General features: G+C 71.7%; 13 protein-coding genes. 11 read left to right on the top strand and 2 right to left on the bottom strand.

The window, feature by feature from the left end; all coding sequences use genetic code 11:
- Positions 1-72: 72 nt before the first annotated feature.
- Both ACWENQ_RS04780 and ACWENQ_RS04775 read right to left on the bottom strand, forming a co-directional pair.
- Entirely contained in the window at positions 73-1050 is a 978-nt protein-coding gene (locus ACWENQ_RS04780; protein ID WP_452412894.1) for a hypothetical protein, read from the bottom strand.
- Positions 1047-1394 carry a GntR family transcriptional regulator gene (locus ACWENQ_RS04775; protein ID WP_354919531.1) on the bottom strand — a complete coding sequence of 116 codons (348 nt, stop codon included), beginning with the start codon at positions 1392-1394 and terminating at the stop codon, positions 1047-1049. Before ACWENQ_RS04775 ends, ACWENQ_RS04780 begins: the two co-directional genes overlap by 4 nt.
- Positions 1395-1490: 96 nt before the next feature.
- Between ACWENQ_RS04775 and ACWENQ_RS04770 the strand changes: the two genes are divergently transcribed.
- From ACWENQ_RS04770 to ACWENQ_RS04720, 11 genes are all read left to right on the top strand, one after another.
- Positions 1491-2960 carry a leucyl aminopeptidase gene (locus ACWENQ_RS04770; RefSeq protein ID WP_449921403.1) on the top strand — a complete coding sequence of 490 codons (1470 nt, stop codon included), beginning with the start codon at positions 1491-1493 and terminating at the stop codon, positions 2958-2960.
- A 38-nt stretch (positions 2961-2998) separates the two neighbouring features.
- Entirely contained in the window at positions 2999-4363 is a 1365-nt protein-coding gene (lpdA, locus tag ACWENQ_RS04765) for a dihydrolipoyl dehydrogenase (protein ID WP_449921406.1), read from the top strand.
- A 21-nt stretch (positions 4364-4384) separates the two neighbouring features.
- Entirely contained in the window at positions 4385-5845 is a 1461-nt protein-coding gene (gene sucB / locus ACWENQ_RS04760) for a 2-oxoglutarate dehydrogenase, E2 component, dihydrolipoamide succinyltransferase (RefSeq protein WP_452412893.1), read from the top strand.
- A gap of 229 nt (positions 5846-6074) precedes the next feature.
- The gene (locus tag ACWENQ_RS04755) at positions 6075-6968 is read left to right on the top strand and encodes a TIGR01777 family oxidoreductase (RefSeq protein WP_452412892.1); all 894 of its coding nucleotides are present in this window, start codon (positions 6075-6077) and stop codon (positions 6966-6968) included.
- A 35-nt stretch (positions 6969-7003) separates the two neighbouring features.
- Complete coding sequence (locus tag ACWENQ_RS04750) at positions 7004-7741, top strand: Type 1 glutamine amidotransferase-like domain-containing protein (protein ID WP_354919546.1); 738 nt, start codon at positions 7004-7006, stop codon at positions 7739-7741.
- A gap of 96 nt (positions 7742-7837) precedes the next feature.
- Positions 7838-8512, top strand: a complete 675-nt coding sequence (gene lipB / locus ACWENQ_RS04745; protein WP_354919549.1) for a lipoyl(octanoyl) transferase LipB — start codon at positions 7838-7840, stop codon at positions 8510-8512.
- Positions 8513-8544: 32 nt separating this feature from the next.
- Complete coding sequence (locus tag ACWENQ_RS04740) at positions 8545-9522, top strand: M48 family metallopeptidase (RefSeq protein WP_449921415.1); 978 nt, start codon at positions 8545-8547, stop codon at positions 9520-9522.
- An 18-nt stretch (positions 9523-9540) separates the two neighbouring features.
- Positions 9541-10470, top strand: a complete 930-nt coding sequence (gene lipA, locus ACWENQ_RS04735) for a lipoyl synthase (protein WP_449921417.1) — start codon at positions 9541-9543, stop codon at positions 10468-10470.
- Between the two features lie 123 nt (positions 10471-10593).
- Positions 10594-13023 (top strand): beta-glucosidase H, encoded by a 2430-nt coding sequence (locus tag ACWENQ_RS04730; RefSeq protein WP_452412891.1) that lies wholly within the window; start codon positions 10594-10596, stop codon positions 13021-13023.
- Positions 13024-13308: 285 nt separating this feature from the next.
- Positions 13309-13989 (top strand): DUF4191 domain-containing protein, encoded by a 681-nt coding sequence (locus ACWENQ_RS04725; protein WP_449921419.1) that lies wholly within the window; start codon positions 13309-13311, stop codon positions 13987-13989.
- Positions 13989-14750, top strand: a complete 762-nt coding sequence (locus ACWENQ_RS04720; RefSeq protein WP_452412890.1) for a class I SAM-dependent methyltransferase — start codon at positions 13989-13991, stop codon at positions 14748-14750. The genes ACWENQ_RS04725 and ACWENQ_RS04720 overlap by 1 nt, the downstream gene beginning before the upstream one ends.
- Positions 14751-14872: the final 122 nt, after the last annotated feature.

The following is a 14872-nucleotide window of genomic DNA, read 5'->3' as shown; positions in this document are numbered from 1 at the left end:
GGTGTAGGGGGGATCAGGACGGGGGCCCGAAGTCATGGGGATCGGCGGGCAGGAAGGGCTCGTGGCGGCGGGTCACGCGCCGGCTCTCTCCTCGATGAGGGCGTTGAGCAGGGCGGCGCCGCGCTCGGCGTCGTCGATGCTGATCAGCAGCTGGCCGCCCGAGCGGTAGCGAAGGACGAGGCAGTCGCCGCCGCGCAGCATGATGGCCGCCGCGCCGGGGACGCCGCGGATGCCCCAGCCGCCCACCTGGCTGGGGAAGCGCTGCTCCGACCAGGCGCTGTCGATCTTGGAGAGCCTGATCCTGCGCACCGGCCAACCGAACGGCCCGAAGCCGATGGCGAGGCCGTCATCGGTGATCCGCGCGGTGATGGAGGAGGTCAGCAGCCCGACGGTGAGCAGGAGCACCGACACGCCGAGCAGCGACCAGCCCGCGCCGCTCGTCAGCCCCATGAGGGTCAGGACGCCGACGGTGGCCGTCAGCAGCGCCGATCCCGCGGTGAGCGCGACCAGCCACGGGTTGGAGACGCGGCTGACCCACACCGAGCGCTGTCCGGAGCGCAGCCGCAGCCTGGGCGGCGCCTCGCCCTCGGGTGCGGCCTGGTCGGGCTCGCCCCTGAGGAGGAAGCCCGCGAGCACGCCGACGGCGGCGGCCCCGGCCATGACGGCCACGGGGGCCCAGCCGAGGCCGCCGGCCTGGGTCCAGACCTGGACGTCGAGGTTGGCGCGGAGGATGGACCATTCCATGCCGATGACGAAGACCGCGGAACCGAAGAGGACGCCCCACCAGTAGCCGCGGCTCAGCCTGCGCTCGAAGGCCTTGCCGTGGACGGCGATGCCCGCCATGACCACCAGGATCACGGCGGCCATGGTGACGCTGAACAGCATGTTCTGGGTGAAGGACATGTTCCCGTCGGGCGTGGCGCCGCTCCAGTGGGTGGCGAGCGGTTCGGGCAACCTGTCTCTCAGGGAGAGGGGGAGTGCCACGAGGGCGGGGATGACGGTCAGCCCCCACACCCCGGTGGCGAGCAACGCACGGGTCCTGCTGGTCATGACAGCTCCTTCAGTACTTCGATGAGGTCGTCGCGGCTGTAGCCGTACTTCTTCGCCTCCTCGAGCAGGTCGCGGGCGCGCTGGACGATGAGCGCGCGGCCCGTGGGCACGCCCGCGACGCTCACTCCCCTGCCTCTCCTGAACTCCAGGAGGCCCTCGTCGCGCAGGTCGCGCAGGGCACGCAACACGGTGTTGGCGTTGATGCCCAGCGCGTCGGCGAGGTCCTTGGCCGGCGGGAGGCGGTCGCCTGCCTGGTAGGAGCCCTCACCGATGGCGCGTCTGATCGCCCCGGCCACCTGTTCGTGCAGCGGCCGGGGATCGTTGAGATCGAGCGTGAGCAACATAGTGCTATTAACACTAGCACCATTTGGCGACGCCGTATTGGTGGGATGAACCCCTGTTTATGAATAAGCCGCCAACCGTGGATAGCATCGGTCTACGTGACCACTGTGCGGCTGAACTCAGCAGATCCCGTCTCGTTCGACACCGACGCGCTGGTCGTCGGTTTCCTGTCAGGTTCGGAGGGCCCGCGCCCCACTGCCAAGGGCCTCGACGCCGCCTTCGACGGCAAACTGGCCGCCTCTCTGGACGCCGTCGGCTTCACGGGAAAGCCCGGCGAAGTGTCCAAGATCCCGACGTTCGGCGCCATCACCGCGCCGCTGCTGGTCGCCGTCGGGCTCGGTGAGTCCGCCGACGTCGAGGGGCTGCGCCGCGCCGCCGGTGCGGCCACGCGCGCCCTGGCCGGTACGGCCCGCGCCGCGCTCGCCCTGCCCGCCTCCTCCGCCGGCGAGGCCGAGGCGGTGGCGCTCGGCGGCCTGCTGGGCGCCTACAGCTTCGACAGGTACCGCACCAACGGCGAGCAGAAGGCCCCCGTCGGCGAGCTGGTCGTGCTGACCGCCGCCGAGGGCTCGGCCGAGCGGGCCGCCATCGTGGCCGACGCGGTCACGCTGGTGCGCGACCTGGTCAACACCCCGCCGAAGGACCTGTGGCCGGCCAAGTTCGCCGAGATCGCCGAGCAGGAGGGCGCCAAGGCGGGCCTGACCGTCGAGGTCCTCGACGAGAAGCAGCTCAAGGAGGGCGGCTACGGCGGCATCGTCGGCGTCGGGCAGGGCTCTGCCAACCCGCCGCGGCTGGTCCGCCTGTCCTACTCCCACCCCGAGGCGACCCAGACGCTGGCCTACGTCGGCAAGGGCATCACCTTCGACTCCGGCGGCCTGTCGCTCAAGCCGTCCGCGGCCATGGACTGGATGAAGTCCGACATGGGTGGCGCGGGCGCGGTGTTCGGCGCGCTGCTCGGCATCGCCCGCCTCGGCGTCAAGGTGAACGCCGTCGGCTACCTCTGCCTGGCCGAGAACCTGCCGAGCGGCACCGCCACCCGCCCCTCCGACGTGCTGACCAGCTACAGCGGCAAGACCGTCGAGGTGCTCGACACCGACGCCGAGGGCCGCCTGGTCCTCATGGACGGCATCGCCCGCGCCCTGGAGGACGACCCCGACCTGATCGTCGACGTCGCCACCCTCACCGGCGCGCAGATCGTCGCGCTCGGCTGGCGGACGGCCGGCGTCATGTCCAACGACGACGCCGTCCGCGAGCTGGTCGTCTCGGTCGCCGGCGAGGCGGGCGAGGGAGCATGGGGCATGCCGCTGCCGGAGGAGCTCCGCAAGGGCCTCGACTCGCCGATCGCCGACATCGCCAACCTGCAGCCCGAGCGCTGGGGCAGCATGCTGGCCGCGGGCCTGTTCCTCAAGGAGTTCGTGCCCGACGACCGGCGCTGGGCCCACATCGACATGGCCGGGCCCGCCTTCAACAAGGGAGAGCCGCACGGCTACACCCCCAAGGGCGGCACGGGCGCCATCACCCGCACGCTCATCGGACTGGCCGAGAGGGCCGCGACGGGCTTGAACAAGTGAAAAGATGACGGCATCACCATCCGACAAGGAGCTTTCCTGTGGCCTACGACATCGTCGTCCTAGGTGGCGGTAGCGGCGGCTACGCCTGCGCTCTGCGGGCGGCAGAGCTGGGCAAGACCGTCGCGCTGATCGAGAAGGACAAGATCGGCGGCACCTGCCTCCACCGCGGCTGCATCCCCACCAAGGCCCTGCTGCACTCGGCCGAGATCGCCGACGAGACCCGCGAGAGCGAGGCCTACGGCGTCAAGGCGCGCTTCGACGGCATCGACGTCCCCGGCGTCCACGCCTTCAAGGACAAGATCGTCAATCGGGCGTGGAAGGGCGTGCAGGGCCTGCTGAGGTCAGCGGGTGTCACGATCGTCGAGGGCGAGGGCAGGCTCGCCGGCTCCAACCGCGTCCAGGTCGGCGGCGAGGTCTACGAGGGCGGCAGCATCGTGCTGGCCACCGGCAGCACCCCGAAGACGCTGCCCGGCCTCGAGATCGACGGCGAGCGGATCATCACCAGTGAGCACACGCTGCGGATGGAGCGCGTGCCCACCTCGGTCATCGTGCTGGGCGGCGGCGTCATCGGCGTCGAGCTGGCCAGCGTCTACCGCTCCTTCGGCGCCGAGGTCACCATCGTCGAGGCCCTGCCCCACCTGCTCCCGGCCGAGGAGGAGTCGAGCTCCAAGCTGCTGGAGCGCGCCTTCCGCCGCAGGGGCATCTCCTACCAGCTGGGCGTCTTCTTCGACAGCGTCAAGACCACCGACACCGGCGTGATCGTCACGCTGGCCAACGGCAAGACCCTCGACGCGGAGCTGCTGCTGGTGGCCGTGGGCCGCGGCGCGGTGAGCGAGGGCATGGGCTTCGAGGAGCAGGGCGTCGCGATCGAGCGCGGCACCGTGGTCGTCGACGAGCACTGCCGCACCAGCGTGCCGGGCGTCTACGCGATCGGCGACCTGATCGCCACCCCGCAGCTGGCGCACGCCGGGTTCGCCGAGGGCATCCTGGTGGCCGAGCACATCGCGGGCCTCAACCCGCCGCCGATCGACTACGACGGCGTGCCGCGCATCACCTACTCCGACCCCGAGGTCGCCTCCGTGGGCATCACCTCCAAGCAGGCGGCCGAGCGGGGCATCGAGATCGTCGAGCAGGTCTACGACCTGGCGGGCAACCCCAAGAGCCAGATTCTCGGCACCGCGGGGGCCGTCAAGGTGCTGGCCAGGAAGGACGGCCCCGTCGTGGGCGTCCACATGGTCGGCCGCCGCATCGGCGAGCTCGTCACCGAGGGCCAGCTGATCTACAACTGGGAGGCGCTCCCCACCGAGGTCGCCCAGCTGATCCACGCGCACCCGACCCAGTCCGAAGCCATGGGCGAGGCCATGCTGGCGCTGGCCGGCAAGCCCCTGCACGTCCACAACTAAGAACTCGAGGAAGACATACCCATGCCGGTCTCCGTACAGATGCCCCAGCTCGGCGAGAGCGTGACCGAGGGCACGGTAACCCGTTGGCTGAAGAAGGAGGGCGAGCGCGTCGAGGCCGACGAGCCGCTCCTCGAAGTGTCGACCGACAAGGTCGACACCGAGATCCCGTCGCCCGCGGCGGGTGTGCTGACCAAGATTGTCGTCGCCGAGGACGAGACCGTCGAGGTCGGCGCCGAGCTTGCGATCATTGACGAGGGTGGCAGCGCCGGCGCCGCCGCTCCCGCTCCCGAGGCGGCGGCCGCCCCGGCGCCCGCTCCGGCTCCGGAGCCCGAGCCCGAGCCGGCTCCCGCGCCCGTCTCCTCGATCCCGCAGCCGGCCCCGGCCCCCGCTCCGGCCCCGGCTCCCGCGCCCGCCCCGGCCCCGGTGCAGGCGCAGGCTCCCGCGCCGGCGACGACGACGCCCGCCACCGTGCCGGCACCGCTGCCGTCCTCGGGCGAGAGCCCCTACGTCACGCCGCTGGTGCGCAAGCTCGCCAACGAGCACGGCGTCGACCTCGACGCGCTGACCGGCACCGGCGTCGGCGGCCGCATCCGCAAGCAGGACGTGCTCGAGGCCGCCAAGGCGCAGCGTGAGCAGGCCGCTCCGGCCGCCCAGGCTCCCGCTCCGGCCCAGGCGGCGCCCGCCGCTGCTGCCCCCGTCGCGCCTGCGGCGCAGGCTCCGGTGGCGGCCACGCCCGAGCCGGTCCAGGTCGACACCACGCTGCGGGGCCGTACCGAGAAGATGTCGCGCCTGCGGCAGACCATCGCCAAGCGCATGGTCGAGTCACTGCAGACCGCGGCCCAGCTCACCTCGGTCGTCGAGGTCGACGTCACCAAGATCGCCAAGCTCCGCGCGAAGGCGAAGGACGAGTTCCTGCGCCGCGAGGGCGTCAAGCTGACCTTCACGCCGTTCTTCGCGATGGCCACGGTCGAGGCGCTCAAGCAGCACCCGAAGCTCAACGCCACGATCAACAACGAGACCAACGAGGTCACCTACTTCGACGTGGAGAACCTCGGCCTCGCGGTCGACACCGAGCGCGGCCTGCTGGCCGCGGTGGTGAAGAACGCCGGCGACCTCAACCTGGCCGGCCTGGCCAGGAAGATCACCGACCTGGCCGAGCGCACCCGCGACAACAAGGTGACGCCCGACGAGCTGACCGGCGGCACGTTCACGCTGACCAACACCGGCAGCCGTGGCGCGCTGTTCGACACGCCGATCCTGAACCAGCCGCAGGTCGGCATGCTCGGCACCGGCGCGGTCGTCAAGCGTCCCGTCGTGGTCGACACGCCGGAGGGCGAGGTCATCGCCGTCAGGTCGATGGTCTACCTCGCGCTCACCTACGACCACCGCCTGGTCGACGGTGCCGACGCGGCGCGCTTCCTGACCACGATCAAGCGCCGCCTCGAGGAGGGCCGCTTCGAGGCGCAGCTGGGTCTGGCGTAACACCCGGTACACCCGGTTCGGACGCGGGGCGCCCGCGGAGTCTCTCCGCGGGCGCCCCGCCCGTTTTCCGCGACTTCCCCCCACTGTTCCCCCGGCTGTTCCCTCCACTGTTCCCGCGGCTGTTCCCGCGAAGGGGCGTCCTCACCGGCACGGGCCGTTCCCCGGCCGCGGCGCGGGCCGGCGGGGCCGGGTCCGCGGGTGTGCGGACGCCTGCGCGTAGGGTGGAGGAATGGCGATCATCGTGACGGGCGCGTCAGGTCTGCTCGGCAGGGCGCTGGTCGGCGCGCTCACCGCGGAGGGCGAGAACGTCGTCCGGCTGGTACGGCGGACGCCGCGCCGTACCGACGAGTCGTTCTGGCAGCCCGACAAGGGCGTCGTCGACCGGGCCGTGCTGGAGGGCGCCCGGGCGGTGGTCCACCTGGCGGGCGCGGGCCTCGGTGAGCGGCGGTGGAGCGACGACTACCGGCGCGAGATCCTCGACAGCCGCGTGACGGGCACCAGGACGCTGGTCACCGCGCTGAAGGAACTGGAGAGCCCGCCGGAGGTGCTGATGTCCGCCTCTGGAGCGGGCTTCTACGGCGACACGGGCGACCGGGTGACCGACGAGAGCGGCCCGCGCGGCGAGGGCTTCCTGGCCGAGCTGTGCGAGCGCTGGGAGGCCGAGGCCGGCCAGGCGACGCAGGCGGGCGTCAGGACCGCGACCCTGCGAACCGCGATCACGCTGTCGGCGCAGGGCGGGGCGCTCAAGCAGATACTGCCGATCTTCAGGATGGGGCTCGGCGCGCCGCTGGGCTCGGGCAGGCAGTGGTGGTCGTGGATCACGCTCGACGACTGGGTCCGCGCGGCCCTTCACATCCTGAACAACCGGGCCCTGGAGGGGCCGGTGAACGTGGCCGCGCCGGAGCCGGTGACCAACAAGGAGTTCACGCTGGCGCTGGGCAGGGCGCTGAAGCGGGCGACGATGCCGATCGCGGTTCCCGGGTTCGCGCTTCGGGCGGGGCTCGGCGGTTTCGCGGACGAAGGACTGCTGATCGGACAGCGCGCCGTTCCGTCGAAACTGCTTGACAGCGGCTTCAGGTTCCTTCATCCGACCCTCGACGAGGCGCTGGCGGCCGTACTCTAGTGAGCCGTTCGTCCGACTCACCGTGGGGGTAGCACATGACCAGGTCAGGACAGTCCCATATCCTCGCCATCGGCGGCGGGTCCTTCAAGCCGACGGAGCGCTACGGCTTCCTGCAGGCCAGCCCGTTGCTGCGCTACGCGCTCGACCTCACCGGCCAGGACCGGCCCAAGCTCGGCCTGCTCGCCACCGCGACGGGCGACGACTCCGACTGGCTGCTGAAGATGTACGGCGCCTTCGCCGGTTGGGATGTCGAGGTGAGCCACCTGACGGTCTTCCCGATGCCCAACGTCGAGGATCCGCGGGCGTGGATCCTCGAGCAGGACATGATCTACGTCAGTGGTGGCAGTGTGGCCAACCTGGCGGCGTTGTGGCGCCTGCACGGCCTTGACGAGGCCTTCGAGCAGGCATGGCGGTCCGGTGTGGTGCTGGCGGGGCAGAGCGCGGGCGCGCTGTGCTGGCACGTCGGCGGCAACACCGACTCCTTCGGCCCGAAGCTTCAGGTGTGGGCCGACGGCCTGGGCCTGCTGCCCTACTCCTGTGGCGTCCACTACAACTCCGACCCGCAGCGCAGGCAGCTGCTGCACGAGTCGGTGGCCAGCGGCGAGCTGCCCGACGGCTACGCCGCCGACGAGGGCGTCGGCCTGCACTACGTCGGCACCGAGTTCATCCAGGCGGTCACCGTCGATCCCGCGGGCTACGCCTACCGGGTGGAGCACGACGGCGCGGGCGGCGTGAAGGAGTTCAGGATCGAGCCGAGGCTGCTCACCGCCTGACGACGGTCGCGCCCACGGGGTCGTGATGACCTGGCGAGCAGGCCAGAGGAACCTCATTGCGGTCCCGTGGTCGTTTCTTGTGAGTAACCTTTATCTGTGGCGAAGCTGACGATTGTCCGTCTTGGTGTGGACGTGCCGTACGAGCAGGCCTGGACACTCCAGAGACGCGTCCACGCCCACAGGGTGACCGGCACGCTCGGCGACACCGCGCTGCTGCTGGAGCACGCGCCGGTCTACACGGCGGGCAGGCGTACGGCGGCGCACGAGCGGCCCGCCGACGGCACGCCCGTCGTCGACGTCGACCGGGGCGGCCGCATCACCTGGCACGGCCCTGGTCAGCTCGTCGGCTATCCGATCATGCGGGTGGGCGACGTCGGCGCCTACGTCCACGCGCTCGAAGAGGCCATGATCCAGATCTGCGCCGACTTCGGGGTGGCCGTCCACCGGGTCGCGGGGCGCAGCGGCGTCTGGGTCCGCGACGAGGGCGGCCCCGAGCGGGCGCTCGGCGCGGTGGGCATCAGGATCGTGGGCGGCGTCACCATGCACGGCTTCGCGCTCAACTGCGCCAACGACCCGAGCTGGTTCAGCAGGATCGTGCCGTGCGGCATCACCGACGCGGGTGTCACCTCGCTGTCGCAGGAGTCGGGCCGGCGGATCGTGGTCGACGAGGTCATGCCGTACGCGGAGAAACGTCTGGCGGAGGCGTTGGAAGCCGAGCCGCACGACATGCACGAGGAGGACCTTCTCCAAGCACTGGCAAAGCTGCGCTGACATCGGGGTGCGCCGCTTCTAGTATCGGCGACATGCGAAGGATTGCCGCTCTTGTCCTATCCCTCGCTGTCCATGCCCTGACGCTGGGGTTCGTGGTGCTCGGCGTGTCGATCATCCTCAACGGGCCGACCCGGATCGTGTCCTGGTTGATGGGCGCCGTGCTGGTGGGGATCGGGGTGCTGCTGCGCCCGCGCCTCGCCCGCCTGCCCGCCGACGCGGAGGTGCTCGACCGGGACGCCGCCCCCGCGCTGTACGGCCTGGCCGAGCGCGTGGCCGACGAGGTGGGGGTGGCCAGACCCGCCCAGGTGGCGGTGCTGGACCTGGCCACCGTCGCGAGCTGCCCCCGGATCGGGCTGCGCAGGACCCCCACGCTGGTCATCGGCCTGCCGTTGTGGCTGGCGCTGTCGCCGCGGCAGCGCGTGACGGTGGTCGCCGGCGCGTACGCCGCGGCCGAGACGCTCGACGGGCCGATCGTGGAGGGCGCGCTGTCGACGCTCGGCGAGTGGCGCCACACCCTGCTGGGTTCCGAACCGCTGAGCGCCCGCACCGAGGCGGACGTGGCCATGGCGTTCACGCTCGGCGCCTGGGCCCCGAGCAGTTCCTACAACGTGGCGGGCATGCTCGGCCGTACCGTCGGCAGGATCTTCGGCTGGCCCGTGCTGGCGGCCGAGCACCTGCTGCGGTGGCTGATCCGTTCGGGCGACCCGCGCGCGGCCGAGCGGCGGCGGGCGATCACGCTGCGCGCGGTGACCGAGAAGGACCTGACCGAGCTGCAGGAGCTGATCGCGGGCCGCAGCTATCTGGCGCCGATGCAGGCGGCGGTGCTGCGCGGCGAGAGCGTGGAGCAGATCAGGCAGGCGGCGCTGACGCGGGCCCGGCTGTCCGACGACGGCGTGCTCACCTCCGCGCCGGGTTCGCGGCTGCTCGGCGCGGCCGAGTCGGCGGTCATCGACACCGAACTCGCCGGCCACTATGCCAGGGCGGCCCGCGGGTTCGGTCTCATAAGTTGAGCGACGTAAGCTTTAACGGTGACCGTTGCTCCTGATGGCCGTAAGCTCCTCCGCCTGGAGGTGCGCAACGCCGAAACCCCTATTGAGCGCAAGCCCCCGTGGATCAAGACCAAGCTCAAGACCGGTCCCGAGTACACCGAGCTGAAATCGCTGGTGCGCCGGGAGGGCCTGCACACGGTCTGTGAAGAGGCGGGCTGTCCCAACATCTACGAGTGCTGGGAGGACCGCGAGGCGACCTTCCTCATCGGCGGCGACCAGTGCACCAGGCGCTGTGACTTCTGCCAGATCGACACGGGCAAGCCCAAGGAGTACGACAAGGACGAGCCGCGCCGGGTGGCCGAGTCGGTCCAGCAGATGGGCCTGAAGTACGCCACGGTGACCGGTGTCGCCCGTGACGACCTGCCCGACGGCGGCGCCTGGCTCTACGCCGAGACGGCCAGGCAGATCCACTCGCTGCTGCCGGGCTGCGGCGTCGAGCTGCTGGTTCCCGACTTCAACGCCAACCAGGAACAGCTGGAGGAGGTCTTCTCCAGCAAGCCCGAGGTGTTCGCGCACAACATCGAGACGGTGCCGCGGATCTTCAAGCGCATCCGTCCCGCCTTCCGCTACGAGCGCTCGCTGCTGGTGATCACCAAGGCGCGCGAGGCGGGGCTCGTCACCAAGTCCAACCTGATCCTGGGCATGGGCGAGGAGCGGGAGGAGGTGATCCAGGCGATGCGCGACCTGCACGAGGCGGGCTGCGACCTGCTGACGATCACCCAGTACCTCCGCCCGACGCCGCGCCACCATCCCGTCGACCGGTGGGTGAAGCCGGAGGAGTTCGTCGAGCTGCAGGCCGAGGCCGAGGCGATCGGCTTCGCCGGCGTCATGTCGGGTCCGCTGGTGCGCTCGTCGTACCGCGCGGGCCGGCTCTACCAGCAGGCCATGGCGGCCCGCCAGAACGCCTGACCACCGCACCGAGAAAAGGCCGCACGCCGTGCGGCCTTTTTCTTTTGCCCGGACACCCCGCTACAGGTAACGCAATAGTAACAAACCTAGTAAGCGGTAAGTTTTCTGGTTAACACTGGCTGCGTGGACTTCGACGAACTGATCACCCAGCTGGACCTGGCCACCAAGATCCGCCTGCTCACCGGCGCGGACATGTGGTCGCTGCCCGCCGTCCCCGAGATCGGCCTCGACCGGCTCGTCATGAGCGACGGGCCCATCGGCGTGCGCGGCGAGCAGTGGAGCTCCGCCGACCCCTCCATCGCGCTGCCGAGCCCCACCGCGCTGGCCGCCACCTGGGACGTCGGCCTGGTCCGCCAGGTCGGCCGGCTGCTCGCCCAGGAGGCCAGGCGCAAGGGCGTGCACGTGCTGCTGGCGCCGACCATCAACCTGCACCGCTCCCCGCTCGGCGGACGCCACTTCGAGTGCTTCTCCGAGGACCCCTACCTGACAGGGGAGCTGGGCGCCGCCTACGTGGAGGGCGTGCAGGAGGGTGGCGTCGCGACCACGCCCAAGCACTTCGTGGCCAACGACTTCGAGACCGACCGGTTCACCGTCGACGTCAAGGTCACCGACCGGGTGCTGCGGGAGGCATACCTGGCCCCCTTCGAGCGGGTGGCGAAGGCCGGGGCGTGGGGCATGATGACCGCCTACAACGCGGTCAACGGCACCACGATGACCGAGCACTCGGCGCTGGTCAACGGTGTGCTCAAGGACGAGTGGGGCTTCGACGGCTACGTCGTGTCCGACTGGACGGCGGTGCGGTCCACCGAGGCGGCGGCGGTCGGCGGCACGGACGTGGCCATGCCAGGCCCGTTCGGGCCGTGGGGCGACAAGCTGGAGGAGGCCGTCCGCGAGGGCCGGGTACCCGAGTCCGTCATCGACGACAAGGTACGCCGCATCCTGCGCCTGGCCGCCCGCGTGGGGGCGCTGCGCCCGCGCGAGGCGAACGCGGCCGCCCCGGCCGACCAGACCGTCCAGGCAGAGCAGGCCCCGCGGGCAGAGCAGGCCCTGCGGGGCGCGCGGGCCGGGTCGATCGACGGGGTGGCGCTGGCCCGCGAGGTGGCGGCACGCTCCTTCACGCTGCTGAAGAACGAGGGCGGGCTGCTTCCCTTCGCCGGGACGCCGACCCTCGCGCTCATCGGCTCGGCCGCCGACGAGGCGCGGATCATGGGTGGCGGCAGCGCCCAGGTCTTCCCCGACCGCACCGTCTCCCCCCTGGAGGGGCTGCGCGCCCGCGGCGAGGTCAGGTACGCGCTCGGCACCGACCCCCGCGTACGGCTGGCGCCGCTGGCCGTACCGACGGCGGCGCAGTTCCTGGACGACGGCGGCCAGGTGCTGGCCGAGCATCCGCTGGCCGCCACGGAGGCCCGGTGGGTCGGCCAGCTGCCGTCCGACGTGGACGGCGAGCGGCTGCGCGCGGTGCGGCTGCGCGCCGCCTACACGCCCGAGCTCACCGGGGGGCACGAGCTGTCGGTGGCCGGGGTGGGCCCCTTCACGCTGCGGGTGGACAGCGCGACGGTGCTCGACGAGACGATCGAGCTGGAGGGCGACGACCCCGCCGCGGCGTTCCTGGCGCCGCCCGAGAAGCGCGTCGTCGTCGAGCTCACCGCGGGCAGGCCGTACGAGGTGGAGGTGACGCATCCGGCCGGCGCCTTCAGCGGCATGGCCTTCGTCGCCTTCACCCTCGGCCACGCCAACCCCTCCCCCGGCCAGGACGCGCTCATCGCCGAGGCCGTGGCCGCGGCGCGCGCGTGCGAGGTGGCCGTGGTCGTGGCCTCCACGACGCTGGAGGTCGAGAGCGAGGGCTTCGACCGCAAGGACCTGCGCCTGCCCGGCCGCCAGGACGAGCTGATCGCCGCCGTCGCCGCCGCCAACCCGCGCACGGTCGTCGTGGTGAACGCGGGCTCGCCGGTGGAGATGCCGTGGGCCGCCGACGTGGCGGCGGTGCTGCTCACCTGGTTCCCCGGCCAGGAGGCGGGATCGGCGCTCGCCGACGTCCTGTACGGCGACGCCGAGCCTGGGGGCCGCCTGCCGACCACCTGGCCGGTACGGCTGGCCGACAGCCCCGTCGTCGACGTCACGCCCGTCGACGGGGCCGTCGCCTACGAGGAGGGCGTCTTCATCGGCTACCGGGCCTGGGAGCGGCTGGGCCGTACCCCGGCGTTCTGGTTCGGGCACGGCCTCGGCTACACCGACTGGTCGTACGACACCATCGCGGCCGAGGGGTCGACCGTGACGGTCGCGGTCACCAACGCCGGCACGCGCCCAGGGCGGGAGGTCGTGCAGCTGTACGTGTCGCCGGTGACGCCCGACGAGCGGCCCGCGCGGTGGCTGGCCGGTTTCGACGTGGTGGAGGCGGCGCCGGGCGAGACGGTGCTGACCACCGTGTTCCTGCCCGAGCGGGCCTTCCAGGTGTGGGCGGAGGACGGCTGGCGCACCGTGCCAGGCGAGTACACGATCGCGGCGGGCCGCAGCCTTGCCGACCCGCGGGTGGCGGTCACCGTCAAGGTCTGAGCGCCGTCAAGACCCGAGCCGCCGACTGGGCCGCCGACCGGGCGGCCACCAGGACGCGCGCCAGGATCGGCGCGCCGGTGGGGCGGGCGGGCTGCCGGTCATTTCCGCCGGGTTCGGCGTCGCCCGGCGGGTTTTGGTGACCGTTCGATCCGCGCCTGAAGGGCAGGAAAACCCCGCTGTTCGAGGGGCCGCGCCGGCTTTTCCGCGAGGTACGGCCGGCCCCGGAGAAAAACGTGGAGGGTCACGTTTTCATCTCCGGCGGGGGGTGTTTGTATCCTTCACAACATGGCGAAGCCCGTAGACCCAGAAAAGCCGGGGCGCATCAAGCAGCTCCGCATGATCGCGAAGATCATCCAGCAGGCCAATCCCAAGGGGATGCCGATCGTCTTCCTCTCGGCGGTCGCCACGCTGGCCGTGGTCATCGTGATCGGCCTGGTCACTGGCTTCTTCTGGTATTCCATCTTCATCGGCGTCATGCTCGCGTTCACCGTGGGCCTGGTCGTCTTCGGCCAGCTCGCGCAGCGCGCCCAGTACAGCCTGCTCGACGGCCAGACCGGCGCGGCGGCCGCGGTGCTGCAGGGCATGCGGGGCAACTGGGAGGTGACCCCGGCGATCGCCGCCAACCGTGACCAGGACCTCGTGCACCTGGTCGTGGGCCACCCGGGCATCGTCCTGGTCTCCGAGGGGCCGGGCAACCGCGTGCAGAAGATGCTCGTCGGCGAGAAGAAGCGCCTGCAGCGCGTCGCCATGGACGTGCCCGTCTACGACATCCAGTGCGGTGACGGCGAGGGGCAGATCCCGCTCGGCAAGCTCCAGCGCCACCTGATGAAGCTGCCGCGCAACCTCAAGAAGCCCGCGGTCAACCAGGTGAAGGACCGGCTGCGCTCGCTGCCGAAGAACCTGCCGATGCCCAAGGGCCCGATGCCCAAGGGCGCGCGGATGCCGCGCGGCCCGAAGATGCGCTAGTGCTGTCGGCTTCGTCGCGGGCCAACCGTTCCTGGTGGGACGGCAACGCGGACGACTACCAGGTGGAGCACGGCGAGTTCCTGCGGGACGCCGGCTTCGTGTGGTGCCCCGAAGGGGTCGACGAGGCCGAGGCGCACCTGCTCGGTGACGTCGCGGGCAAGGACGTGCTGGAGATCGGCTGCGGCGCCGCCCAGTGCTCGCGCTGGCTGAGCACGCGGGGCGCGCGCGTCGTGGCCTTCGACATCTCCCACCGGCAGCTTCGCCACTCGCAGCGGATCGACCTGGAGACGGGGTCGCGGGTGCCCGTGCTGCAGGCCGACGCCGAGAGCCTGCCGTTCGGGGCGGCCGTCTTCGACCTGGTGTGTTCGGCGTTCGGGGCGCTGCCGTTCGTGGCGGCGCCTGCGCGCGTCTTCGCCGAGGTCAAGCGGGTGCTCAGGCCGGGCGGCAGGTTCGTGTTCTCGGTGAGCCATCCGATCAGGTGGGCCTTCCCCGACGACCCGAGCGAGCGCGGCCTCACCTCCGACCGCTCTTACTTCGACCGCACGCCGTACGCCGAGACCGACGACGAGGGCAGGCTCGCCTACGTCGAGCACCATCGGACGATGGGCGACTGGATCGGCCTGATCGTGGCCGGCGGGCTCAACGTGGCCTCGCTCATGGAGCCGGAGTGGCCGGAGGGCCACGACCGCGTCTGGGGCGGGTGGAGCCCCCTCAGGGGCCGCCACCTCCCGGGCACGGCGATCTTCACCTGTAGCGCGTAGCCGCCCCGCCGGCCGCGGGGGGGCGGGGGGGGGGGGGGGCGGGGGGGGGGGGGGGGGGGCCGCCCCCCCCCCCCCCCCGGGCCGGCGGCGGGGGCCGGGGGCCCCCGCCCCGGCCCCCGGCC

The sequence above is a fragment of the Nonomuraea sp. NPDC004354 genome, assembly GCF_053602555.1.
Note: the sequence above shows the minus strand (reverse complement) of the source record. Positions and strands in the feature narration are given on the sequence as shown.